General features: G+C 69.9%; 21 protein-coding genes and 1 tRNA gene. 15 read left to right on the top strand and 7 right to left on the bottom strand.

Annotation, left to right across the window (positions count from 1 at the left end):
- Positions 1–35: 35 nt before the first annotated feature.
- Genes ACTWNK_RS15485 through ACTWNK_RS15505 form a run of 5 tightly spaced genes read left to right on the top strand, consistent with a single transcriptional unit; the run spans position 36 to position 4125 of the window.
- Complete coding sequence (locus ACTWNK_RS15485; protein WP_474304656.1) at positions 36–611, top strand: MauE/DoxX family redox-associated membrane protein; 576 nt, start codon at positions 36–38, stop codon at positions 609–611.
- The gene (locus tag ACTWNK_RS15490; RefSeq protein ID WP_474304657.1) at positions 611–1378 is read left to right on the top strand and encodes a DsbA family protein; all 768 of its coding nucleotides are present in this window, start codon (positions 611–613) and stop codon (positions 1376–1378) included. Before ACTWNK_RS15485 ends, ACTWNK_RS15490 begins: the two co-directional genes overlap by 1 nt.
- A 26-nt stretch (positions 1379–1404) precedes the next feature.
- Positions 1405–2556 carry a prolipoprotein diacylglyceryl transferase gene (lgt, locus tag ACTWNK_RS15495; RefSeq protein ID WP_474304658.1) on the top strand — a complete coding sequence of 384 codons (1152 nt, stop codon included), beginning with the start codon at positions 1405–1407 and terminating at the stop codon, positions 2554–2556.
- Positions 2553–3257, top strand: coding sequence for a VIT1/CCC1 transporter family protein (locus ACTWNK_RS15500; RefSeq protein ID WP_474304659.1), 705 nt, complete (start codon positions 2553–2555; stop codon positions 3255–3257). Before lgt ends, ACTWNK_RS15500 begins: the two co-directional genes overlap by 4 nt.
- Before the next feature lie 40 nt (positions 3258–3297).
- Positions 3298–4125 (top strand): hypothetical protein, encoded by an 828-nt coding sequence (locus ACTWNK_RS15505; RefSeq protein WP_474304660.1) that lies wholly within the window; start codon positions 3298–3300, stop codon positions 4123–4125.
- 206 nt (positions 4126–4331) lie between these two features.
- On the opposite strand, the gene ACTWNK_RS15510 is transcribed toward ACTWNK_RS15505, so the two are convergent.
- Positions 4332–5855, bottom strand: coding sequence for a bis-aminopropyl spermidine synthase family protein (locus ACTWNK_RS15510; protein WP_474304661.1), 1524 nt, complete (start codon positions 5853–5855; stop codon positions 4332–4334).
- A gap of 225 nt (positions 5856–6080) precedes the next feature.
- Between ACTWNK_RS15510 and gltB the strand changes: the two genes are divergently transcribed.
- The 5 genes from gltB to pyk all read left to right on the top strand — a co-directional run bounded on the left by gltB (position 6081) and on the right by pyk (position 15779).
- Complete coding sequence (gene gltB / locus ACTWNK_RS15515; RefSeq protein WP_474304662.1) at positions 6081–10589, top strand: glutamate synthase large subunit; 4509 nt, start codon at positions 6081–6083, stop codon at positions 10587–10589.
- 11 nt (positions 10590–10600) lie between these two features.
- Positions 10601–12079: a glutamate synthase subunit beta gene (locus ACTWNK_RS15520; RefSeq protein ID WP_474304663.1), complete on the top strand. Its 1479-nt coding sequence runs from the start codon at positions 10601–10603 to the stop codon at positions 12077–12079.
- A 168-nt stretch (positions 12080–12247) separates the two neighbouring features.
- The gene (locus tag ACTWNK_RS15525) at positions 12248–13888 is read left to right on the top strand and encodes a S8 family peptidase (protein WP_474304664.1); all 1641 of its coding nucleotides are present in this window, start codon (positions 12248–12250) and stop codon (positions 13886–13888) included.
- Between the two features lie 18 nt (positions 13889–13906).
- Positions 13907–14281 carry a DUF2784 domain-containing protein gene (locus ACTWNK_RS15530; protein ID WP_474304665.1) on the top strand — a complete coding sequence of 125 codons (375 nt, stop codon included), beginning with the start codon at positions 13907–13909 and terminating at the stop codon, positions 14279–14281.
- 67 nt (positions 14282–14348) lie between these two features.
- Complete coding sequence (pyk, locus tag ACTWNK_RS15535; protein ID WP_474304666.1) at positions 14349–15779, top strand: pyruvate kinase; 1431 nt, start codon at positions 14349–14351, stop codon at positions 15777–15779.
- A gap of 658 nt (positions 15780–16437) precedes the next feature.
- On the opposite strand, the gene dapD is transcribed toward pyk, so the two are convergent.
- A complete protein-coding gene (gene dapD, locus ACTWNK_RS15540) occupies positions 16438–17403 on the bottom strand; it encodes a 2,3,4,5-tetrahydropyridine-2,6-dicarboxylate N-succinyltransferase (protein WP_474304667.1) in 966 nt (321 codons plus the stop codon).
- Between the two features lie 185 nt (positions 17404–17588).
- The gene (locus ACTWNK_RS15545) at positions 17589–18086 is read right to left on the bottom strand and encodes a MarR family winged helix-turn-helix transcriptional regulator (RefSeq protein ID WP_474304668.1); all 498 of its coding nucleotides are present in this window, start codon (positions 18084–18086) and stop codon (positions 17589–17591) included.
- A 170-nt stretch (positions 18087–18256) separates the two neighbouring features.
- Here ACTWNK_RS15545 and ACTWNK_RS15550 point away from each other — a divergent pair, with 170 nt between their 5' ends.
- Positions 18257–18985 carry a VOC family protein gene (locus tag ACTWNK_RS15550; protein WP_474304669.1) on the top strand — a complete coding sequence of 243 codons (729 nt, stop codon included), beginning with the start codon at positions 18257–18259 and terminating at the stop codon, positions 18983–18985.
- Between the two features lie 3 nt (positions 18986–18988).
- On the opposite strand, the gene ACTWNK_RS15555 is transcribed toward ACTWNK_RS15550, so the two are convergent.
- Positions 18989–19408 (bottom strand): nuclear transport factor 2 family protein, encoded by a 420-nt coding sequence (locus ACTWNK_RS15555; protein WP_474304670.1) that lies wholly within the window; start codon positions 19406–19408, stop codon positions 18989–18991.
- Between the two features lie 57 nt (positions 19409–19465).
- On the opposite strand from ACTWNK_RS15555, the gene ACTWNK_RS15560 reads away from it, so the two are divergent.
- Positions 19466–19966 (top strand): winged helix-turn-helix transcriptional regulator, encoded by a 501-nt coding sequence (locus ACTWNK_RS15560; protein WP_474304671.1) that lies wholly within the window; start codon positions 19466–19468, stop codon positions 19964–19966.
- 92 nt (positions 19967–20058) lie between these two features.
- Here ACTWNK_RS15560 and ACTWNK_RS15565 read toward each other — a convergent pair whose 3' ends face one another.
- Positions 20059–20508, bottom strand: a complete 450-nt coding sequence (locus ACTWNK_RS15565; RefSeq protein WP_474304672.1) for a hypothetical protein — start codon at positions 20506–20508, stop codon at positions 20059–20061.
- 324 nt (positions 20509–20832) lie between these two features.
- On the opposite strand from ACTWNK_RS15565, the gene ACTWNK_RS15570 reads away from it, so the two are divergent.
- Positions 20833–21372: a universal stress protein gene (locus ACTWNK_RS15570; protein ID WP_474304673.1), complete on the top strand. Its 540-nt coding sequence runs from the start codon at positions 20833–20835 to the stop codon at positions 21370–21372.
- A 7-nt stretch (positions 21373–21379) separates the two neighbouring features.
- Here ACTWNK_RS15570 and ACTWNK_RS15575 read toward each other — a convergent pair.
- A tRNA-Leu gene (locus ACTWNK_RS15575) sits at positions 21380–21455 on the bottom strand.
- Between the two features lie 109 nt (positions 21456–21564).
- Here ACTWNK_RS15575 and ACTWNK_RS15580 point away from each other — a divergent pair.
- Positions 21565–22155 carry an ANTAR domain-containing response regulator gene (locus ACTWNK_RS15580; RefSeq protein ID WP_474304674.1) on the top strand — a complete coding sequence of 197 codons (591 nt, stop codon included), beginning with the start codon at positions 21565–21567 and terminating at the stop codon, positions 22153–22155.
- 141 nt (positions 22156–22296) lie between these two features.
- Here ACTWNK_RS15580 and ACTWNK_RS15585 read toward each other — a convergent pair whose 3' ends face one another.
- Positions 22297–22950 (bottom strand): hypothetical protein, encoded by a 654-nt coding sequence (locus ACTWNK_RS15585; protein WP_474304675.1) that lies wholly within the window; start codon positions 22948–22950, stop codon positions 22297–22299.
- A gap of 382 nt (positions 22951–23332) precedes the next feature.
- Between ACTWNK_RS15585 and ACTWNK_RS15590 the strand changes: the two genes are divergently transcribed.
- Positions 23333–24640: an ABC transporter substrate-binding protein gene (locus ACTWNK_RS15590; protein WP_474304676.1), complete on the top strand. Its 1308-nt coding sequence runs from the start codon at positions 23333–23335 to the stop codon at positions 24638–24640.
- The last annotated feature ends 75 nt before the right edge of the window (positions 24641–24715 follow it).

Raw genomic sequence — 24715 nt, forward strand, 5'->3', positions numbered from 1 at the left:
GTCCGGCGCTGTTGACATAGGAGACGATGAAGCCCGTGACTTCATATTCGGTCGGCTCGGATCGCTCGCTCTACGCTCATGCGGCGATACCCTGGGTGACGACCGTCGCCAGACTCGTGCTGGCGGGCGTGCTGATCGCGGCCGGCTGGCTGAAGATCGGCAATCCCGCCGAGTCGGTGCGCGCGGTCGAGGCGTACAAACTGCTGCCCGACTCCGTCGCCACCGCGGCGGGCTACGGCCTGCCGATCGCGGAGATCGTGATCGGCGTGCTGCTGGTCGTGGGGCTGCTGACGCGGGTGGCCGCGTTGCTGTCCGCGTTGCTGATGCTGGCCTTCGTGATCGGCATCGCCTCGGCGTGGGCACGCGGGCTGCGCATCGACTGCGGGTGCTTCGGCGGCGGCGGTCAACTCGCGGCCTGGGAGGAGCCGAGCTACTTCTGGCCGCTGATGCGCGACCTCGGGCTGGTGCTGCTGGGGGCGTGGATCGTCAGGTTCGCGCCGGGCAGGTTCGCGCTCGACTCGGCGCTCGGCCTGACCGGGCACACCGGGCCCGACATGGAAGACGACACGCTCGGCGACGACGAGCAGCCTGAGCAGAAGGAGAACGGCTGATGGGCAAGGGTGCGCGGGAGCAGTCGGCGCGGGACCGCATCGCGGCGCAGCGCGCGAGCGAGCACAAGCAGCAGCAGCGCAAGCGGATCGTCACCTATGTCACGGTCGGCGTGGTGGCCGTGGCGGCGATCGGCGCCGGCTGGCTGTTCGCCGCCAGCCAGAACGCGTCGGAGGAACCGTCGTCGGCCGCACTCGCCCCGGTCACCGTGCAACCGGACGGTTCGGTGGCCATGGCCGCGGCGGGGGTGAGCGCGCCGGTCGTCGACGTCTACGAGGACTTCCAGTGCCCGGCCTGCAAGCAGCTTGAGGAGATCAGCGGATCGGCCTTCCGCAACCTGGCGGCCGAGGGCAAGGCCAAGGTCGTCTACCACCCGATCACGATCTTCCCCGAGTCCTTCAACCAGGGCATCACACGTGGCAACTCCGTGCGGGCGGGAGCCGCCGCCCGCTGCGTGCCCGACGGCAAGCAGTGGATGGCCTTCCACGACAAGCTCTTCGCCGAGCAGCCCGAGGAGACCGTCGAGGGCTTCAAGGTCGACGACATGGTGAGCTGGGGCAAGGAGGTCGGCGTGACCTCGCCCGACTTCGCCTCCTGCGTCACCACGCAGAAGCACGCCGCGGCCCACATCGCCTACAGCGACAAGGTCAACGACGAGCAGAAGCTCGAAGGCACGCCCACTGTGAAGATCAACGGCACCGCGATCGAGAACTCCGTCGCGTTCAACCCCGCGCAGCTGCGCGAGGCCGTTGTGAATGCGGCCAAGTAGCCCTCGGTCCGCTACCCTCACGTGACATGCCCCTTGCCTCGATTCCCAGCCCCGACACCGGGGTGTGGTATCTCGGTCCGCTCCCTCTGCGGGCCTATGCGCTGTGCATCGTGCTCGGCGTCGTCGTCGCGGTCTGGCTGAGCGAACGGCGCTGGCGCGCCCGTGGCGGCACGCCGGGCACGATGATCGACATCGCCGTGCCCGCCGTGATCTTCGGCCTCATCGGCGGACGCCTCTACCACGTCATCACCGACTGGCAGCTGTACTTCGGCGAGAAGGCGCCCAACGAACCCTACGAGGCCCTGTTCATCTGGAACGGCGGGCTGGGGATCTGGGGCGCGGTCGCACTCGGCTTCCTGGGCGGCTGGCTGGCCTGCCGCAAACGCGGCATCTCGGTCGGCGCCGTGGCCGACACCGTCGCGCCCGGCATCGCCTTCGCCCAGGCCATCGGCCGCTGGGGCAACTGGTGGAACCAGGAGCTGTACGGCGGGCCGACCACCCTGCCGTGGGGCCTGGAGATCGACGCCGAGCACGGCGGCGACCCCGGCCTGCTGTACCACCCGACGTTCCTGTACGAGTCGATCTGGAATGTCGTGCTGGGCTTCGTCCTCATCTGGGCGGGCCGGAGGTTCGCCCTGCATCACGGGCGGCTGTTCGCGCTCTATGTCGCGGGTTACACGCTGGGCCGCTTCTGGATCGAGGGGCTCAGGATCGACCCGGTGGGCGGCGTCGACCACGCGGTGGAGTTCGTCGGGCTCAGGCTCAACCAGTGGACGTCGATCGTGCTGTTCGTCGCGGCCGTGGCGTACTTCTATGCGACCAGGAACAAGACCGGCGAGGAGATCGTCGTCTCTCCGGTGCCGGAAGGAGAGCCCACGGCCACGCCCGAGGGCGACGGCGAGGGTGACGAGGCGGTCGTGCTCGCCGCCGCCGAGAGCGTGGAGGCGGGGGCCGATCCCGCCCATCCCAAGGACGCGGCCGACCCGAGCGAGACCGAGCGCCCGGCCAAGGTCGCACGGGAAGCCGAGACCGAGGGCTCGGCCGAGGACGCACGGGAAGTCCAGGACACGCCCGCCGACTCGACGGCGACCTCCGGTGACGACGACCTCACGCAGAGCACAATCGTGGACACGGACCCCGGCCCGGCGTCCACGGCGGAGGAGAAAACGAAGCGATGAGCGGTCGTGCGGAGATCCACCACGAACACCGCGACGTCAACGGCGGCTGGCTGCGGCCGTCGGTGTTCGGCGCGATGGACGGACTGGTGTCGAACTTCGCACTGATCGCCGGTGTCGCGGGCGGCTCCGACGACACCAAGGTCATCGCCCTGGCCGGCATCGCCGGTCTGGCGGCGGGGGCGTTCTCCATGGCGGGCGGCGAGTACGTCTCGGTCGCCAGCCAGCGTGAGCTCGCCCTCGCCGAGATCGACGTGGAGCGGCGCGAGCTGCAGCGGCACCCGGAGGCCGAGCTGGCCGAGCTGACGCAGACGTTCGTCGAGCGCGGCGTCGCCCCCGACCTGGCCGCCGAGGTCGCCAGGCAGATCTCGCTCGACCCCGCCCAGGCCCTCGAGGTGCACACGGCCAACGAGCTCGGCGTCACACCCGGCGATCTGCCCTCGCCCAAGACGGCGGCGCTGTCGTCGTTCCTGTCCTTCAGCGTGGGCGCGCTGCTGCCGTTGCTGCCCTATCTGCTCGGCGTCACCAGCCTGTGGCTTTCGGCGGTACTGTCGAGTCTGGCGCTGTTCGGGGCCGGGGCGCTGGTCTCGACGGTGACGGCCAGGTCGTGGTGGTTCTCGGGGTTGCGCCAGCTCGTGGTGGGCGTGGTGGCGGCAGGTCTGACCTTCGGTCTGGGCAACCTCATCGGGGCGAGTGGGCTGTGATCGGCACGCCGTCCGTGCGGACGAAGGCGAGTGGGTTGTGGTGAGCACGAAGCCGAGGCAGCGCAAGCGCAAGAAGCCCGGCAACGATCCCGACTGGAACCTGCCCCTGCTCACCGAGTGGGGCCTGCGCCCGCGTCAGCAGCGCCTGCTGGTGCTCGTCGGCTCGGGGCTCGGCCTGCTGGTCGGCGCGGTCACGCTGACCGCGGTGGTCGCCTCGCTCGGCACCGGCTACGTGCCCGAGACGGTGGCGGCCTCCGGTCTCGCGCCCGGCGGGCCCAGGCCCGACGACTACTCGGGCTGGACCTCGCCCAAGCTGCTGGCCCCCGTGCAGGAGCGGGCCAAGGACGCCAAGCCGCTCACGGTCAAGGAGGTCTTCGGCGCCGCGACCGTCTCCGACCGGCCGAAGAGCAGGCTCAAGCTGAAGCTGGCCGGAAGTGCGCTCGACGCCGACTGCGGGGCCGCCGTGTGGGGGTCGAGGCTGTCGGAGCTGCTGCGGGCCGGAGGATGCACACAGGCCGCCAGGGGCCTCTACCTCAGCACCGACCGTCGCTACGTCGCCCAGTACACCCTGCTGAACCTGCGTGACGTCCAGGCCGCCGGAGGGCTGGTCGAGGAGCTCAAGACGATGTACCGGGGCGGCTGGACCAAGCAGGTCGACAGCGCCTCGGCCGCGTTCAGGCCCGGCGGCTACTCCGAGGCGAGCGGTCATGCGCTGGGCCACTATGTGGGCCTGGTCTGGATCGCCAGGTCCGACGGCGCCGAGCCTCAGGCGGGCGACGACTTCGTCACGCTGTCGCTGGCCGTACGCAATGCGGAGAAGGCGGTCTACCGCCGCGTGGTCGCCCTGACCGGGACGCCCGCGTCGTGAGTGGTGTGGCCGCTCTGACGGGGACGTCCGCGTCGTAGGGGCGATGTGGGTCTGAGCGTCGTGCCCAGCTCCGGGCCCACGGGGCCGGGCACGACGGGTCCTGGATGACCGTGTCCCAGAAACGGAACGATCGAATTTAGGTATGCCTTACCTAAGTACGTGTGACCCGTCCCTGTCAAGGAAGATCGGGACCCCGGTCCGTCCGGCTACGCCAGGTCCGCGTGGGAGATGCTCGCCGCGACGGCGCCCGGCAGGCGCTCCAGGTGGTGCAGGGGCACGTCGAGCACGGTGACGCCCTCCGACCAGGGGGCGCACTCGCGGACCAGGGCTCTGGCGTCGTTCTTGGTCAGGGTGGCGCCCGCCGATCTGGCCAGGGCGATGAGGCCCTCGCGCCAGGTGTTGGCCAGCTTGCCGTGCGCGTTGTCCAGGATGCGGCGCAGCACGGCGTCGGCCGGAGCATCGGGCTGCGGCAGCCGTGTGGCCTCGACCCGGCCGGGAGCGACCGTCAGCGTGTAGACCGCCTCCAGCACCGACGGCAGCACGGGTACGCCGTCGAGCGAGGCGCGCACGCGGGTGGCCTTGGTGGCCAGCAGCAGGCGCGGCAGCGCGGCCTCCATGCCGGAGGGCACGGCGACAGCGACCGTGCCCGGCGAGGAGGCGTGCGGCTTGGCCAGCCAGGTGGTGAGTTTGACGCGGGGCGTGGTGAGGTCCTTGGGCCACTCGCCGACCAGCAGATCGGCCTCGGCGACCGGCTCGGGCAGCGCCGCCTTCGACTCCACCGACTGCGGCCCCTGGGTGTAGATCGCCGTGCCGTATCCGCCCACCCGGGCGGCGACCGCGGGCCGGGTCTTGCTCGTCGGGCGCAGGATGTAGAGGTCGGCCGCCGAGCCGATCGCCTCGGCACCGAGATAGGCGTTGAAGTCGGGATACATCGCCTCATAGGCGAGGTTCAGGTCATGCAACGACGTCTGCACCTTGTACGCCAGCATCGGCGTGCGCTCGCTCGCCCCGTAGGCCAGCAGGATCCGCCCCTCGTCCTTCAGCCCCTCCACCGCCCTGGCCACGAACAGCCCGATGCCCTCGGGGGTGTAGGGCGGATCGGTCAGCGCCAGGTCGTGGCCGCTCGCCGAGGCGGGCAGGCCGAGGCGCAGATCGGCCCAGCGGGTGTGCACGCCGAGGTCCTGCTCGTCGATGTAGGCCAGGATGCGCTCGTCGACGTCGACGACCGTCACGTCGACCTCGGGATGGACCAGCTTGACGGCCAGCGAGGTCAGGTCGTGGTCGCCCACGCACAGCAGCCGCGAGCCCGGCAGCCAGAACCTGGCGCCCAGCAGCAGCGCCCTGCGCACGACGGTGTCGGGCGTGGCCGAGACGTGGTCGAGCGTGTGGCGGGCGCGCGGCGCCTTGGCGATGAGCGTGGTCATCCGCTCCAGCACGCCGGAGTAGTGCGGCAGCAGGTGCGCGACCGGATCGGCCGGCGGCTCGCCGAAGGCCGAGAGGTCCTGGTAGTCGAGCGTGTGCTCGAGCGGCACCCGGAACGTCTCGCCCTCGCGTTCGAGTCTGACCTCGCGCAGCAGGGCCTCGACGGCGCGGCGTGAGGTCGCGGTGAGACGCACCAGGTCGGCGAGGGTGAGCCAGCGGCCCTCGCACAGCAGCGAGAGCGCGTGACGCAGTCGTCTGCTGTCGGCCCCGGCTTCGGACAGCAGCCGCTCAACTCCGTCACGTTCCATCGTCCGATCGTATCGGGGTGACGGAGTCGATCAGGTGAGACGCAAGGTGTTCGGGAGGTAAGACGAGGCTGTCCGTATGCCGGAACGCGGGTGAATGTTCGCGATGTGGACCTGGTGGGCAGTATTCAGGCACGGTGCGGTAACCTCTTAGAACCGAACCGCAGCAGGGCCAACGTCGTCCCCGCCTGCACGCAATTAGCAGACGAAGACGACGGGAGGGATTCAATGCCTGCTGCCCACCTCGGGTTTCCCGAGCCCCAGGGCCTTTACCACCCCGCGAACGAGCACGATGCCTGTGGCGTTGCCATGGTCGCGGACATCGCGGGGCGTCGCAGTCACTCGATCGTGAACAAGGCACTGACGGCGTTGTGCAATCTCGATCACCGAGGTGCGAAGGGTAGCGAGCCGGACACCGGTGACGGAGCCGGGATCCTGACGCAGATTCCCGATGCCTTCCTGAGGGCCGTCGTGCCCTTCCCGCTGCCCGAGGCGGGCGCCTACGCCGCCGGAACGGCGTTCCTGCCGTCGCCGGAGCAGGCGAGGGCCGAGGCCGTCGCCCTGATCGAGCGGATCGCGGCCGAGGAGGGCCTGACCGTCCTGGGCTGGCGCGAGGTCCCCGTCGACACCGCGCACGCGGGTCCGAGCGCCAGGGCCGTCATGCCGTACTTCTCCCAGCTGTTCGTCGCATCGCCGGGCGGGCAGAGCGGTCTCGCGCTGGACCGGGTGGCGTTCTGCCTGCGCAAGCGCGCCGAGCACGAGGCGGGCGTCTACTTCGCCAGCCTGTCGAGCCGGACGATCGTCTACAAGGGCATGCTCACCCCGCTGCAGGTCGAGCCGTTCTTCCCCGACCTGAGCGACGAGGCGTTCGACTCGGCGCTTGCCATCGTGCACTCGCGTTTCTCCACCAACACCTTCCCGAGCTGGCCGCTGGCCCACCCCTACCGCTACATCGCGCACAACGGCGAGATCAACACCGTCAAGGGCAACCGCAACTGGATGCGCGCCCGTGAGGCGCTGCTGGCCAGCGACACGCTGCCCGGCGACATCAGCAGGCTGTTCCCGATCTGCGACCCCGACGGCTCCGACACCGCCAGCTTCGACGAGACGCTCGAACTGCTGCACCTGGGCGGACGCAGCCTGCCGCACGCCGTGCTGATGATGATCCCCGAGGCGTGGGAGAACCACACCGAGATGGACCCTGCCCGCAGGGCCTTCTACGAGTTCCACTCCACGCTGATGGAGGCCTGGGACGGCCCGGCCTCGATCACCTTCTCCGACGGCACGCTCGCCGGAGCCGTGCTCGACCGCAACGGCCTGCGTCCCGGCCGTTTCTGGGTGACGGCCGACGGCCTGGCCGTGCTGGCCTCCGAGGCGGGCGTGCTCGACTTCGCGCCCGAGGACGTCGTCCGCAAGGGCAGGTTGCAGCCCGGCCGGATGTTCCTCATCGACACCGCGCAGGGTCGCATCGTCGAGGACGACGAGATCAAGTCCGAGCTCGCCTCCGCGCTGCCGTACTCCGAGTGGCTGCACGCCGGGCTGGTGCGCTTCGAGGAGCTGCCCGCGCGGCAGCGGGAGATCCCGACGCACGAGGCGCTGGTGCGCCGTCAGCAGACGTTCGGCTACACGCAGGAGGAGCTGCGGGTCATCCTGTCGCCGATGGCCAAGGCCGGCTACGAGCCGATCGGCTCCATGGGCACCGACACGCCCGTCGCGGTGCTCAGCGAGAAGCCGAGGCTGCTGTTCGACTACTTCAGCCAGCTGTTCGCGCAGGTCACCAATCCGCCGCTGGACGCCATCCGCGAGGAGCTCGTCACCTCGCTGTCCTCGACGCTCGGTCCCGAGGGCAATCTGCTCGACCCGGGTCCCGCCTCATGCCGTCAGCTCGTGCTGCCGTACCCGGTGATCGACAACGACGAGCTCGCGAAGATCATCCACATCAACGACGAGGGCGGCCTGCCCGGGTTCCACCCGCACGTCGTCTCCGGGCTGTACCGGGTGGCGGGCGGCGGCGAAGCGCTGCTGCACCGCCTTGAGGAGATCCGCACCGAGGTCTCGCAGGCCATCGCGGGCGGCGCGCGCATCATCGTGCTGTCGGACAGGGGCTCCTCCGAGACCCTCGCGCCGATCCCGGCCCTGATGCTCACCGGCGCGGTGCACCACCACCTCATCAGCGAGAAGACCCGCACCCGCGTGGGCCTGGTCATCGAGACCGGCGAGGCCCGCGAGGCCCACCACATGGCGCTGCTCGTCGGCTACGGCGCCGGGGCGGTCAACCCCTACCTGGCCATCGAGACCGTCGAGGACATGATCGCCACCGGCGTCCTCGACCTAGACCCCCGCAAGGCCGTGCGCAACCTGATCAAGGCGTACGGCAAGGGCGTGCTCAAGGTCATGTCCAAGATGGGCGTCTCGACCGTGGCCTCCTACACCGGGGCGCAGATCTTCGAGGCGCTCGGGCTCGGCTCCGAAGTCGTCGACGCCTGCTTCACCGGCACCACCTCGCGCCTGGGCGGCGTCGGCTTCGACGTGCTCGCCGAGGAGGTGCGCCAGCGCCACACCCGCGCCTACCCGCGCGCCGAGAACGCGCACAGGCGTCTCGAGGTCGGCGGCGAGTACCAGTGGCGGCGTGAGGGCGAGCCGCACCTGTTCAACCCCGACACGGTCTTCAAGCTGCAGCACGCCACCCGCAGCCGCCGCTACGAGATCTTCAAGGAGTACACCACCCTGGTCGACGACCAGGCCGAGCGGCTGATGACGCTGCGCGGCCTGTTCAAGATCAAGGAGGGGCGCGGCCCGATCCCGATCGACGAGGTCGAGCCGGTCTCCGAGATCGTCAAGAGGTTCTCCACCGGCGCCATGTCCTACGGCTCCATCTCCATGGAGGCGCACGAGACGCTGGCCATCGCGATGAACAGGCTCGGCGCCAAGTCCAACACCGGCGAGGGCGGCGAGGACCCCGAGCGGCTGCACGACCCGGCCAGGCGCTCGGCCATCAAGCAGGTGGCCAGCGGCAGGTTCGGCGTCACGTCGGAGTACCTCGTCAACGCCGACGACCTGCAGATCAAGATGGCCCAGGGCGCCAAGCCCGGCGAAGGCGGCCAGCTGCCCGGCCACAAGGTCTACCCGTGGATCGCCAAGACCAGGCACTCCACGCCCGGCGTCGGCCTCATCTCGCCGCCGCCGCACCACGACATCTACTCCATCGAGGACCTCGCCCAGCTCATCCACGACCTGAAGAACGCCAACCCGGCGGCCCGCGTGCACGTCAAGCTGGTGGCCGAGGTCGGCGTCGGCACGGTCGCGGCGGGCGTGTCCAAGGCGCATGCCGACGTGGTGCTCATCTCGGGCCACGACGGCGGCACCGGCGCCTCCCCGCTCACCAGCGTCAAGCACGCCGGTGCGCCGTGGGAGCTCGGTCTGGCCGAGACGCAGCAGACGCTGCTGCTCAACGGCCTGCGCGACCGCATCGCCGTTCAGGTCGACGGGCAGCTCAAGACCGGGCGTGACGTGGTCATCGCCGCGCTGCTCGGCGCCGAGGAGTTCGGCTTCGCCACCGCGCCGCTGGTGGTCAGCGGTTGCGTGCTGATGCGGGTGTGTCACCTCGACACCTGCCCGGTCGGCGTCGCCACCCAGAACCCCGAGCTGCGCAGGCGTTTCTCCGGCAAGCCGGAGTTCGTGGTGAACTTCTTCGAGTTCATCGCCGAGGAGATCCGCGAGTACCTCGCCCAGCTCGGCTACCGCACGCTGGACGAGATCATCGGCCTGGCCGAACTGCTCGACACCACCTCGGCCGAGGAGCACTGGAAGGCCTCCGGCCTGGACCTGTCGCCGATCCTGCACAAGCCCGAGCTGCCCGAGGGCACCTCGCTGCGCAAGAGCGTCGAGCAGGACCACGGCCTGGAGCACGCCCTGGACAACACCCTCATCCAGCTCGCCGAAGGCGCACTGGCCGAGGGCACCCCCGTGCGCCTCGAACTGCCGATCCGCAACGTCAACCGCACCGTCGGCACGATGCTCGGCCACGAGGTCACCAAGAGGTACGGCGGCACCGGGCTGCCCGCCGACACGATCGACGTGTCGTTCACCGGCTCGGCGGGCAACTCCTTCGGCGCCTTCGTGCCCAAGGGCGTCACGCTGCGGCTGACCGGCGACACCAACGACTACATGGGCAAGGGCCTGTCGGGCGGCCGGATCACGGTCAGGCCGCACGCCGCGGCCCCGCTCGACGGCCAGATCATCGCCGGGAACGTCGCCCTCTACGGCGCCACCTCGGGCGAGGCCTTCATCAGGGGTGTGGCGGGCGAGCGGTTCTGCGTGCGCAACTCCGGCGCGACGGCGGTCGTCGAAGGCGTGGGCGACCACGGCTGCGAGTACATGACCGGCGGCAGGGTCGTCGTACTCGGCCCGACCGGACGCAACTTCGCGGCCGGGATGTCCGGCGGCATCGCCTACGTGCTCGACCTCGCCACCGCGCGGGTCAACCGCGAGATGGTGGCGATCGAGACGCCGGGCGAGGCCGACGCCGCGTTCCTGCGCGAGATCGTGGAACGCCACTTCGCCGAGACCGGATCGCCCGTGGCCAAGGAGCTGCTGGGCGACTGGGAGGCGGGCCTGGCCAGGTTCGGCAAGATCATGCCGATCGACTACAAGCGTGTCCTGGAGGCGGCCGAGGCCGCGCGCATCGAGGGACGCGACATCGACGAAGCGGTCATGACGGCCGCGGTTCAGGGATAGGGGGCGTAACCATGGCCGACCCGAAGGGTTTCCTCACGCATGAGCGTGAACTGCCCGCACGCCGCCCTGTCGACGTGCGCATCCGCGACTGGCGCGAGGTCTACACCGACTTCCCCAAGCCGGCGCTGACCAAGCAGGCCGCCCGCTGCATGGACTGCGGCATCCCGTTCTGCCACAACGGCTGCCCGCTGGGCAACCTCATCCCCGAGTGGAACGACCTCGTCTACCGCGACGACTGGCGCGACGCGGTGGAGCGGCTGCACGCCACCAACAACTTCCCCGAGTTCACCGGGCGGCTGTGCCCGGCGCCGTGCGAGGCGGCGTGCGTACTGGGGATCAACGCCGACCCGGTGGCGATCAAGCGGGTCGAGGTCGAGATCATCGACCGGGCGTTCGCCGAAGGCTGGGTGGCCCCGCAGCCGCCGAAGGTGAGGACCGGCAGGCGGGTCGCGGTCGTCGGCTCCGGCCCCGCGGGCCTGGCCGCCGCCCAGCAGCTCACCAGGGCCGGGCACGACGTCGTCGTCTACGAGCGCGCCGACCGGATCGGCGGGCTGCTGCGTTACGGCATTCCCGAGTTCAAGATGGAGAAGCGCCACATCGACAGGCGCCTGGCCCAGATGCGGGCCGAAGGCACCGAGTTCCGGGTGAACGTCAATGTCGGCGTCGACATCACCGCCGCCGAACTGCGCGAGCAGTACGACGCGGTCGTGCTGAGCGGCGGCGCCACCCAGTGGCGCGACCTGCCGGTGCCCGGACGCGAGCTCAAGGGCGTCTACCAGGCGATGGAGTACCTCCCTCCGGCCAACAAGGTGCAGGAGGGCGACTTCGCCGTCTCGCCGATCTCGGCCGAGGGCAAGCACGTCGTGGTCATCGGCGGCGGCGACACCGGGGCCGACTGCATCGGCACCGCGATCCGTCAGGGCGCGGCGTCGGTGACCCAGCTGGAGATCATGCCCCAGCCGCCCGCCGCCAGGCCGGGTTCGCAGCCGTGGCCGACCTTCCCCATCCTGTTCAAGATGGAGAGCGCGCACGAGGAGTTGGCCGAGGACGGCGGCGAGCGCGTCTACGCCGTCTCCACGACCGCGTTCGTCGCCGACGACGAGGGCAACGTCAGGGCGTTGCGCCTGGTCGAGGTCGAGGGGCCCGGGGCCGGGTTCAAGGCGATCCCCGGCACCGAGCGGGAGATCCCCGCCGATCTGATCACGCTGTCGATGGGCTTCGTCGGGCCGGAGAAGGCCGGGCTGCTGACGGACCTGGCGGCGATGACCGAGGGCGAGTTCTTCGACGCCAGGGGCAATGTGCTGCGCGACAAGGCCTACATGTCGGCCGTCGACGGCGTGTTCGTCGCCGGAGACGTGGGTCGTGGGCAGTCGCTCATCGTGTGGGCGATCGCCGAAGGCCGTGCCGCCGCCTCGTCCGTCGACCGGCACCTCACCGGGTCGACGGCGCTGCCGTACCCGATTCCGCCGACGGCCAGGCCGCTGGTCTGACCGCTGCCGTCGCGCTGACGCCCGTCCCCGGTACGCCCGGGGGCGGGCGTTTGCCGTACGGGATGCCTTTGCGCGATCAGGTGCGAAAAATCACTTAAAGGGGTGAATAAGTTGCACATGCGGGGAGGTGTCGGGAGGATGCTCACCTTGTCGGAACGGGGAGGGTGAATGCGGCGGGGTACCAAGGCGCTGGTCGGGGGCCTGCTGGCCACGGCGATGGCGGGAACGCTCGTGGCCTGCACGGCGGGCGATCCGCAGCGGGAGCGCTCGGCGGCCGCAGTGGAGTACCTCGTCTTCTACACCGACGGCGCTCGTGACGCCGCCCTGCGCGCGGTCGCGAAGGCGGGCGGCTCGGTCGAGGCGGCCGACGACCGGCTCGGCTACCTGCTGACCAGAGGCCGGGGCGCACCCTTTGTCGAACGGCTCGCGGCCAGCCCCGTGATCGTCGGCGTCTCCACCGACCGCAAGATCGGTTACGCCAGCGCGAGACGCACCAAGGCCGTGCGGCCGGACGCCACCGTGCTCGCGGGCCACACGATCAAGGGCGAACCGCTGGCCGGGCGGCAGTGGGACATGCGCATGATCGGGGCCGACCGCGCGCACGCCGTCGACCGGGGCAGCCGCAAGGTCCTGGTGGGCGTCATCGACACCGGCGTCGACGGCACCCACCCCGACATCGCGCCGAACTTCAACCGCCGCCTCAGCCGCAACTTCGTCGTCGACAGGCCCAAGGACCGCGACGGCGAACCCCTCGACGGCAAGTGCGAGTACAAGGGCTGCAAGGACCCCGTCGACGTGGACGACGACGGCCACGGCACCCACGTGGCCTCCACGATCGCCTCCCCGCTCAACGGCAAGGGCATCGCGGGCGTGGCGCCAGGCGTGCAGATCCTCAACCTCAGGGCCGGGCAGGACTCCGGCTTCTTCTTCCTCAAGCCGAGCCTCGACGCGCTCACCTACGCCGCCGACATCGGCGTCGACGTGGTGAACATGAGCTACTACGTCGACCCGTGGCTGTTCAACTGCACGGCGAACAAGTCCGACAGCAAGGCCCAGCGCCTGGAGCAGCGCGGCATCATCACCGGCATGCAGCGCGCCCTCGACTACGCCAGGAAGAGGGGCGTCACCCTGATCTCGTCGCTGGGCAACGGCTCGACCGACCTCGGCAGGCCCGCCCGCGACACCGAGAGCCCCGGATACCCCGACGGCTCCCAGAAGGTACGGAAGATCGACAACTCCTGCATCAACGTGCCCGCCGAGTCCAAGGGCGTCATCTCGGTGTCGGCGCTCGGGCCCTCCGGGCGCAAGGCCGCCTACTCCGACTACGGGATCGAGCAGACCGACCTGTCGGCGCCCGGCGGCGACGGGCTGGACGGCAGGGGGCTCGGCGCCGAACGGCTGATCCTGGCCGCCGCGCCCGCCAAGGCCCTGCGCCGGGAAGACAAGATCGACTCCAAGGGCCGCCCGACGACGGCCGAGGTCGTACGCGACTGCTCGGGCGGCGCCTGCGCCTACTACCAGTACCTCGAAGGCACCTCCATGGCCGCGCCGCACGCGACCGGGGTCGCCGCCCTGCTGATCAGCCGCTTCGGCAAGCCCGGCAAGGGCGGCCTGACGCTGGCGCCCGCCGAGGTCGAACGCCTCCTCTACGCCACCGCGGCCAAACGCGCGTGCCCCTCGCCCAAGGCGTACGTGTACCAGGAGTTCGGCGAGAAGGAGACCCACGTGTGCGAGGGCGGCAAGGCGCGCAACGGCTTCTACGGGCGCGGCGTGGTGGACGCCTATCGCGCGGTGACCGCGAAGCGCTGATCGGCGTAGGCTCGGAGTGTGTGGTATCGCCTCGTCGCCGACGTCACGATGGTGGTGCACTTTCTCGTGCTCGTCTACCTCGCGGTGGGCGGGTTCGTGGCCTGGCTGCTGCCGCGCACGATCTGGGCCCACCTCGCCGTGGCCGCGTGGGGCGTGCTGTCGGTCGTGACCGGTGTGCAGTGCCCGCTGACCGTCGTGGAGGACTGGGGCAGGCGCAACGCCGGGCTGCACGGCCTGACGCCCTCCGGGTTCGTCGACCACTACATTGAAGGCGTCGTCTACCCCGAGGAATACACGAACGTGGCCCGCGCCGGGGTCGCCGTGCTCGTGCTGACCTCATGGGCCGGTTACCTGTACAGACGCCGCAGGCTACCGGCCGTTCACCATCGATAGCCTGTTGTCACCTGGATTTCCGCCGGGTGGGAACGCCAAGTGGTCTGTACCAATTAAGGTAGGACCCGTGACCCGTCGCGCTAAGATCGTTTGCACCCTAGGCCCCGCCACCTCCTCCGCCGAGCGGCTCCGTGAGCTCATCTCGGCCGGTATGGACGTGGCCCGCTTCAACCTCAGTCATGGCACCCACGAGCAGCACCTTGAGGTGTTCGCCAGGGTGAGGGAGGCGGCGGCCGAGCTCGGCCGTGGTGTGGGCGTGCTCGCCGACCTGCAGGGTCCCAAGATCCGCATCGGCAAGTTCGCCGACGGCCCGGTCAGGCTCGGCTTCGGCGACGTCTTCACCGTGACGACCGAAGAGGTCCCCGGTGACCGCGAGCAGGTCTCCACGACCTACAAGGGCCTGCCCAACGACGTGCGCCCCGGCGACACGATCCTGGTCGACGACGGCCGGGTCGTGCTGGAGGTCACGCGCGTCGACGGCCTCAGGGTCAGCACCCGGGTCGTCATCGGCGGCATGATCTCCGACAACAAGGGCCTCAACCTGCCCGGCGTCAACGTCAGCGCGCCCGCGCTCACCGACAAGGACGAGACGGACCTGCGCTGGGCGCTGCGCACCGGCTTCGACATGATCGCGCTGTCGTTCGTGCGCAGGCCGTCGGACGCCGACGTCGTGCGCAACATCATGGAGCAGGAGGCCGTCAGGCTGCCGCTGCTCGCCAAGATCGAGAAGCCGCAGGCCGTCGACAGGCTGCCCGAGATCGTCGAGGCGTTCGACGGCATCATGGTCGCCCGCGGCGACCTCGGCGTGGAGCTCCCGCTCGAGCAGGTGCCGATCGTCCAGCGCCGGGCGATCGAGCTGTGCCGCGAGAAGGCCAGGCCGGTCATCGTCGCCACCCAGATGCTCGACTCGATGATGTCGGCGCCGCGGCCCACCCGCGCCGAGGCCTCCGACGTCGCCTACGCCGTGATGGACGGCGCCGACGCCGTCATGCTGTCCGGCGAGACGTCCGTCGGCACGTACCCGATCGAGTCGGTCGCCACCATGGACCGCATCGCCTGCGCGGCCGAGAAGTCCTCGCTGCAGGCCACCCACACGCTGGAGCGCATGCCCGAGACGACCGGCGGCGCCATCGCCCGCGCCGCCGCCGAGGTCGGCGCCATCGTCGGCGCCAAGGCGCTGGTCGCGTTCACCATGTCAGGGGAGACCGCCCGCCGCCTGGCCCGCTACCGCTCGCCGATCCCGCTGCTGGCCTTCACCTCATCCCCGCACGTGCGGGGGCAGCTGTCGCTCACGTGGGGCGTGGAGACCTTCCACGTGCCGTTCGTGCACCACACCGACGACATGGTGCGCCAGGTCGAGTCGGCCCTGCTGTCCCTCGGCCGCCTGGAGAAGGGCGACAAGGTGGTCATCGTCGCCGGCTCCCCTCCCGGCACCCACGGCTCCACCAACGCCCTCCGCGTCCACACGATCGGCTCGGCGGTCTCCCACCCGGGGTGATCCGCCTTTAGGGCGGCTTTCCCCCTTTACGGCAAGCCACGGCCCCGGCCACCGCAGGACGGTGGCCGGCCTCCCTCCCTCACGCTCCTCCAGCCGACTTCGGTCGCCCACTGGGACGTCTCGGGCCTTGGACGCCTGGATCCGGATGCCTTGGGGGAGTTCGAGGGGCTTCAGCGCGAACGTGTGTTGAGAGGGCTTCGGTATGCGAAGCCCGAGACTTCCATGAGGACATACCGGGCAGTGCCTCCAGCGAAGTTCCCACGTTGGAGTGCCGCCTCAGGCGGACAGGCAGAGATGCTGTCCGAGACAACGGGCGTTTGACGGGGCTCTGAGCCGTTGCCTGAAACGTCAAGTCAAGCGCTGTGGACATCAGCCCGGCGGCGCGTCCGCGTCGGCGCGTGGGGTGTCACCGAGGCCATGCTGTTAAGAGCTCCGAGCCGCCCGCCCCCTTCACAGCGGCATGCACGCAACCGCCCCACATCGCCACCCCACCCACCAGCAAGCCGCCGAAGGGCCCCGCCCGCAGGCGGCAATCCCTGCGCCTGTGGTGCCCTGCCCCCCGCGAGCCCCGACCAAGAAGCCCCACCAAAGAAGCCCCCGCCCGAAACCGCCGAAGGGCGGCACGCCACCGCGTCCCGCCCCCGGAGAGGCCGCCTACCTAATCGTTGGCATGCAAGGCCGCGTTCAGCTCGATCCCGGACCCCGTGCGTTGCACGGCCTCCACGGCCCCGGTCGTCGAGTTCCGGCGGAGCAGCAAGCCGTTCGCGCCCGACAGGTCCTTGGCCTTGACGACGCGTCCGTCGGGCAGGGTGAGTTTGGTGCCTGCCGTGACATACAGGCCGGCCTCGACGACGCAGTCGTCGCCCAGGGAGATGCCGATGCCGGCGTTGGCGCCGAGGAGGCAGCGTTCGCCGATGGCGATGACCTCCTTGCCGCCGCCCGACAGGGTGCCCATGATCGAGGCGCCGCCGCCGACGTCGGTGCCGTCGCCCACCACGACGCCCGCCGAGATGCGGCCTTCGACCATGGAGGCGCCGAGTGTGCCCGCGTTGAAGTTCACGAAGCCCTCGTGCATGACGGTCGTACCGGCCGCCAGGTGCGCGCCGAGGCGCACGCGGTCGGCGTCGGCGACGCGCACGCCGGAGGGCAGCACGTAGTCGACCATGCGCGGGAACTTGTCCACGCCGAACACCGTCACCGCCCCACGCGCACGCAGGCGAAGCCGTACCGACTCGAAGCCCTCGACCGGGCACGGCCCGAAGTTGGTCCACACGACGTTGGCCAGCAGGCCGAACACGCCGTCCAGGTTGAGGCCGTGCGGGCGTACCAGGCGGGAGGACAGCAGGTGCAGGCGCAGGTAGGCGTCGTGGGCGTCGGCGGGGGCCTCGGCCAGTTTGGCGATGCCGGTGCTGACCGCGACGACCTCGACGCCGCGCGTGGGGTCGGGGCCGACCAGCGCGGCGAGTTCGCCCGCCTCCTCGGCGCTCAGCCTCCGCGTGCCGACCGAAGGCGGCTCGCCCAGGACGGGGGCGGGGAACCAGGTGTCGAGTACGGTGCCGTCGGCGGCGATGGTGGCCAGGCCGACGCCGTGGGCGCCGGTGGTGGTGGGATCGATTGCAGTCACCCGCCAAAAATACCGGCACGGGCTGAAAGCCGTCGGGTGGGGGAGTACGGCTGCCGCCTCCGCAGCGTGACGGCAGCCGTACTCTGTCACCCCTCTCACAGAGTGAACAGCAAGCATGATCGTGGATGCTGCTTGCAGAGGGCTTGCAAGCTTTGCTGATCGTTACCGACCGGTGGCCGGAGTGTTCACGCCCTGTCACCGAGTGCGATGAGTACTTCGCGCAATCGGTCGGCAAGCTCACGCGCGATCTCGTCGGGTACGTCGTGCAGCAGATCGCGGTGCGCGGCCGTCGTGGCGAGCGCGAGCTGCTCGGCCCTGGCCACGCCCGCGTCGCTCAGCCGTACCCAGGAACTGCGTCCGTCGTCGGGGTCGGGCTCCCTGGTGACCAGTCCGGCGGCGGCCAGGCGCTGCAGGATGTTGCTGGTGCCACCCGTCGTGAGCTGGGAGTGTGCGGCGAGCGCGCTGGGTTTGAGCATGTACGGCGAGCCGGTGCGGCGCAGGGTGGCCAGGACGTCGAAGTCGGCATAGGTGAGGCCTTGGGCGCCCAGCAGGGCCTGGGTGACCTCCTCGGCCCTGGCCTTGAGCCTGCCGATCCGCTTGATGATCTCGAGTTGGACGGTCGCCGCCTCGGGCAGCTCGTTGCGCCAGGCCTCGACCATCTCGTCCACGCGATCACGCTCCATGCGCTGAGAGTAGCTCCCTCACCCGGCAGCTTTTGCAAAAGCTTTCCGGCATGAGGGTGTATTCGGCCACCCTTCCGTCACGCGTTACGTAACGATATTTCGCGATAAATCCCACTGAGCCAGGTGTATGGTGTGTATGTCGTACACGGCTGGGGGAAGCGGGTGCAAGCATGTCGAATGAGACGACGATTCCGATCCTGCCCTGTCCTGACATCGACGAGATCGACGATTTCTACCGCATGCTCGGCTTCGAGAGGATCTACCGCCAGACCCGTCCCAATCCGTACGTGATCGTCAGACGCGGCGGCATCGAACTGCACTTCGCCGGTATCGACGGGTTCGACCCCGAACAGTCCTACGGCTCCTGCGTCGTCGCGGTCGACGACACGGCCGTGCTGTTCGAGGCGTTCGCCGCCGGGATGCGCGCGCGGCACGGCAAACTCCTGCTGTCCGGCATTCCTCGCATCACACGCCCACGCCGACGCAAGAACACCGGCGCCACGACGGGCTTCAGCGTCATCGACCCCGGCGGCAACTGGATCCGCGTCTTCGCCAGAACCGCTCCCGGGCCGGACGAGCCGCAGCGGCACGAAGGGGACCCGCTCAGGCGGACGCTGGACAATGCGATCGTGCTCGGCGAGTCCAAGGGCGACGACCGCCAGGCGATCAAGGTCTTGGGCGGCGCCCTGGCCAGACACGGCGAAGCGGCTCCCGCGGGCGTGCTCGTCGAGGCGCTCGTGTACCGCGCGGAACTCGCCGTCAGGCTCGACGACCTCGCCACGGCGGCAGCCGTACTCGACCGGGCGCTGGCGATCCCGCTCGACGACGCCGAACGTGGTCGCCTGACCGAAACCCTGGCCACCGCCGCGGACCTGTCCCGCCTGGCCGTACTGCCCTGAGGGTCAGGCGTCGACCCGGTTGCGGCGCAGGCCGGCGTCGAGGGCGAGGGTGTCCTCCACGACGATGTCGTCCACCATGCGCCCCCACCGCAGGGTGGCCCACTGCATGGCGATGTTACGGTACGGCGAGCCGTCGGCCAGGGTGCCGGAGACGCGCAGCTGGACCGCGACCCGAGTGCGCCAGGGCCAGCCGCCCGCCACCACGTCGACCAGCCTGAGCCGCACACCCGGCAGGTGCTCCTCGAACCTGGCGAACCACGCCCTGAACGCCTCCTGACCATGCACGTCGGCGCCCAGTGCGGTCTCGCCGACGAACCGGAACCGCACGCCCGGCGCGGCCATCGCCACCGCCGCCTCGTAGTCGCCCGCGCCCACCTTGCGCCAGACTCTTCTGACGACTGATCGTACGATCGCGTGATACATGATGCGTACGCTAGCCTGCTGGCTTGCTTCAAGCAAGGGACTGTTGGAGGCGGAAGGATGACCAGGACCGACTTCTCGGGCATCGCGTGCTCGATCGCCAGGTCTGCGGCGATCGTGGGGGACCCGTGGGCTCTGCTGATCATGCGGGACGTGTCGCTCGGGCTGCACCGGTTCGACGAGCTGCAGCGCGACATCGGGGCCGCGACGAACGTGCTGACCCAGCGGCTCGAACGGCTCGTCGAGGGCGGCCTGCTGCGTCGCGAGCTGTATACGCGGCGGCCGGACCGCTACGGCTACCACCTGACCGCCAAGGGACGCGACCTCGTGCCTGTGCTGCTCGCACTGACCGCGTGGGGGGATCGGTGGGAGGCGGGGGAGGAGGGGGCGCCGTTGGTCGTCAGGCATCAGGGGTGCGGTCGGGTCACTCGGGCCGTTGTCACGTGTGGGGAGTGTGGGGGGGAGCTGGTGGAGGGGGAGGTCGAGTATCTGGCGGGGCCAGGGGGGAGGGCGGGGCGGGGGACGGCGCTCGTGGGGACGGTGCTTGGGGAGGCGGAGTAGCTGGGTTCTGGCGGGCGGTGCTTGGGTGGGGAGTGAGGCTTCATGCTGTGCGGGCGTGCTGGGCAACGCCTGGATGGGGAGTGGGAGTCGTCCTAGCCTGCGCGCTGGGCGAGTGCCGTGCGCAACGCCTGGGCGGGGGAGTCGGAGGCGTCTGACGCCTCGTCCTCGTCCTCGTCGTCGTCCTCCGGGCCGAGGAATACCGCGACCGTGGGAAGTCCGGATGCCAGTACCTCCTGCCAGGCGGCCAGGTTCGGGTGCGGCACCGCCGTGCAGGCGGCGGCGGGGGAAAGCAGGGCGACGGCCTCGCGCAGGACGTGTTCCGGCAGGGGGTAGGTCGCGTTTCCCGACACATGTCCGAGTACGGTCGCCAGGACGACGGCGGGCAGGTTGTGCGCTCCGGCGTTCACGTGCGGGAAGCGCGTGCCGTCGGGCCCGGTCGTGCCCACGGCGTACGCGGCGGGGTAGCGCCAGCCGGGAATCGCCGCCGCGAACCGATCGCGTGCCGCCGCGATCTCCTCGACCGTCGCCCACACCTCAGTCATCTCGCCAACCCTCCAGCGAGTCATCTCGCCAACCCTCCAGCGCCACCTGACTCCAGGCTTCCGCCATCTCGACACCCTTTCGAAGCCGCCCGGCCCCAGGCTCGGTCACCTGGGCGTCCTTCCGAGGCCGCCTGGTCCCAGGCCTCGGTCACCCTGCGGTTCTCCGAGGCCGCCCGGTGCCAGGGCTGGACGCCTTGTCCGGACATACCCCACCTGTTCTACCAGCAGGAGGCCAAGCGATCGCACGCCCCCTCTCCACCCCCTCCCCTGAAGGGCGTGGAGAGGGCACTATGGACGCGACCCCTCTCACGGGAGGAGGCCGTCGTGCCGCCTGAGCCCCTTGTGCCCCCTGTGCCGTCCGATCTGCCGCAGGGGCCGCGTGTCGTCGTGGGTGTCGACGACTCGCCCTCCTCGCACTGGGCGCTCGCCTGGGCGATCGGGGCGGCGAGGTTGCGCAGGCTGCCCCTGCTGGCGGTGCATGTGAGCCGGGCGCCGGTGCAGCCGTTCCCCGAGGCGATGCCGCCGGGGCAGACGGTGATGCTGGAGGAGCTGGCCAAGGCGGCGGAGCTGGTGGAGCGGCTGTTCGACGAGGTGGCGGGCGGGATGCCGGGCGACGTGCACGTGGTGCCGCTGACCAGGCTGGGGGTGCCTGGGCCGCATCTGGTGGAGCTGGCGCGTGCGGCCGATCTGCTGGTGCTGGGGCGTAAGACGCGGAGCAGGCTGAGCAGGTTCCTGCTGCCGTCGACGCGTGGCTACTGTGCCAAGTACGCGGTCGCGACGCTGGTCATCGTGACGCCGTCGCACGCGCCCGGCCATCCGGAGGCCCGCAGCACCGACGGCGACGGGGCCAACCTGGAGTTATGAGATCGGCTGGTGCCCCGAGTGGGATTCGAACCCACACTCGATGGTGTTTGAGACCATTTCCTCTGCCGTTGGGATATCGGGGCTTATGTCCGGACTTGTCCGGTTGTAGGGAGCGGTTTTCCACAACCGAAGTCGATCAGTTGTGCGTACTCACGTGGATCTAATGTAGCGGACCTCGGTACCCTTCTGCTCGTGAGTACGCAGCGGCGAGTGGTGATCGCGGAAGACGAGGCCCTGATCCGCCTCGACCTCAAGGAGATGCTTGAAGAAGACGGGTATGTCGTCGTGGGTGAGGCGGGCGACGGCGAGAGTGCGATCAAGCTCGCCGGAGAGCTCAGGCCGGACCTGGTGATCCTCGACGTCAAGATGCCGATTCTCGACGGCATCTCGGCGGCCGAGCGCATCGTGGCCGACCGGGTCGCGCCGTGCCTGATCCTCACCGCGTTCTCCCAGCGCGACCTGGTCGAGCGGGCCAGGGACGCCGGTGCGATGGCCTATCTGGTCAAACCGTTCACCAAGGCCGATCTGGTGCCCGCGATCGAGATGGCGGTCAGCAGGCACGAGGAGATGGTGGCGCTGGCCAAGGAGGTCTCCTCGCTGTCGGGTCAGCTGGAGACCAGGAAGCTGGTCGAGCGGGCCAAGGGGCTGCTGATGTCGCAGCACGGCTGGAGCGAGCCGCAGGCCTTCCGCTGGATCCAGAAGGCCAGCATGGACCGCAGGCTGAGCATGCGCGAGGTGGCCCAGATCGTCGTCGCCGACACCGGCAGGCCGGACCCGGCCTGACATACGCTCCTCCGGACCACGTGCTCCGGCCTCACCTCCAGAGGCCGGACACCCCGACCGCGGGCTCCCGGCCTGACCGTTGAGGCCGGACACTACGAGTATGGGCTCCCGGCCTGACATACGGGCAGGCAGTCCCCCGGGCTACTGCGGGGCCTCGCCGAGGTGACAGGTCTTCTTGGCGTAGGCCAGGAAGACCTCCTGTAGGCGCTTGGAGGCGAAGACCGTCACCACGCGTTCCTCCTCGGCCCCCAGCGACACCCACGTCGTGAACAGATGCGCCTGCTTGGCCTCGGCGAAGGCGTGCGCGTCGCACCGGCCGGGGGTCAGCACAACGGGGATCTCCACGCGCGCGGCCGAGCCCGCCAGCACGCCCGCGGGCCGGCGCGGGCCCGCGACGGGCTCGATCTCGTAGTGCACGTTGCCGCGCACCTCCTGGACGGTGACCGGCGCCTGCCCCTTGCGCCTGGTGACGACGAGTGCGCCGTAGAGCTTCTCGTCGCGTTCCCGCCAGGTCTCGCCCAGGGCGATGTCGGCCGTCCGTTTGACGATGTGGGCCTTGCACTCGGCCGTGTGCAGGGCGGCCAGCAGCGGTTCGGGGTGCGGCAGGGTCCACTTGACCTCGCGCAGGGCCTGCGGGCCGGTTCCGACCCTGGCGTAGACCGTGGCGGGGCGCAGCGGAGGCACGGTGTCGTCGGCGCACACGGCGGCGCCGTACGGGATGCGGAGGTTGACTCTGACCTTGCGGATGTAGGTGTTCATGGGCTCGGCGGGAAGCGCGGCGAAGGATTCCGTCACCAGGCGCACATCTGCCACATACACATCAGCCGACCCACTGTTGGACATCTGTATCGCAAGTATGTGTTTCGGACTGTCGGAACGGTCCTGCCGGATCGTTACGGACAGCCCGGAGGGGGGTATGGCCGAAACGGGCTCCGCCGCACACGCCGTAAGACACAAAGTCGCGGCGAACAGGGGCATCAAGCGCTTCACCATATGCACATTAGGTGTGACCTCGCTGCTCTCGTAAGTTGAGGAGTTATTACGAGTCAGCATCCAAGTGCCGACAGTTCATTCACGCATCTAGATCGGGGGTTGCAGGTTTTTGTACGTTTCGCTCATTCGATCGGGAACGTCGGCGGCGCTGACAACCTCCCGGCCTGGATGAAGGAGACACTTCATGATCCGCATTGCCCCCATCGGGCGCGCGTTGGCCGTCGCGGCTGCGGCAAGCCTCGCCCTTACGGCCTGCGGCGGCAGCGACCCTGCCGCCCCCGCCGCTACCGACACGGCTGCTGCGCCGAGCGCGACGGACACCGCCTCCGCGCCCGTCGCCAAGGGTGACGGCCAGCTGACCCTGGGCACCCTGCTGCCCCAGACCGGCTCGCTCGCCTTCCTGGGCCCGCCGGAGTTCGCCGGTGTCGACCTCGCGGCCAAGGAGATCAACGCCGCCGGTGGTGTGCTCGGCAAGCCTGTGACGCCGATCCACACCGACTCCGGTGACACCACGACCAACATCGCCTCGCAGTCGGTCGACAAGCTGCTCCAGCAGAAGGCCGACGCCATCATCGGCGCCGCGTCCTCCTCGGTGTCGCTGTCGGTGATCGACAAGATCACGGGTGCGGGTGTGGTGCAGTTCTCGCCCGCCAACACCGCGATCTCGCTGAGCGACTACAAGGACAACGGCCTGTTCTTCAGGACGGCTCCGCCGGACATCCTGCAGGGCCGCGTCCTGGGTGACCTGGCCGTCGCGGACGGCGACAGCGAAGTCGCGATCATGGCGCTGCAGGACTCCTACGGCACCGGTCTGGCCGACAGCACCGAGGCGGCCGTCAAGGCCGGCGGTGGCGAGATCGTCGAGAAGATCATCTACGACCCCAAGGCCGTCGACTTCTCCGCCGACGTGGCCAAGATCAAGGCTGCCAACCCCAAGGGCATCGTGATCGTCGGCTTCGAGGAGACCGCCAAGATCCTCCAGGAGCTGGTCAAGCAGGGGCTCACCTCCGACAAGGTGCACTGGTACCACGTCGACGGCAACCTCTCCAACACCAACTACGCGAAGTTCCCGAAGGGCACGCTCAAGGGCGTCAAGGGCACGCTTCCCGGCGCCGCCGCTCCCGAGGACTTCCAGAAGAAGCTCCTCGAGATCGACCCCAAGCTGGAGGACTTCAGCTACGCGGCCGAGTCCTACGACGCCGCCAACCTGATCGCCCTCGCGGCCGAGGCCGCCAAGAGCGACGCGGGTGTCGACATCGCGGCCAAGCTGGTCGAGGTCAGCAAGGGCGGCGAGAAGTGCAAGGACTTCAAGACCTGCGTCGAGCTGCTCAAGGCCGGTAAGGACATCGACTACGACGGCGTGAGCGGTCCGGTCGAGTTCAACGACGCCGGTGACCCGGCCGTCGCCACGATCGGCATCTACCAGTACGGCGAGGACAACAAGTACGCGCCGAAGGCCATCGAGTACCGCACCGGCAACATCGACGGCTAAGTCTCGTCAGCCCCGACTGGGCCAGGGCCCGGCTCCCCGCGTGGGGGGCCGGGCCCTGCTCGTCGTCCCGGGGGG

The organism is Nonomuraea sp. IBHARD001, assembly GCF_056106265.1.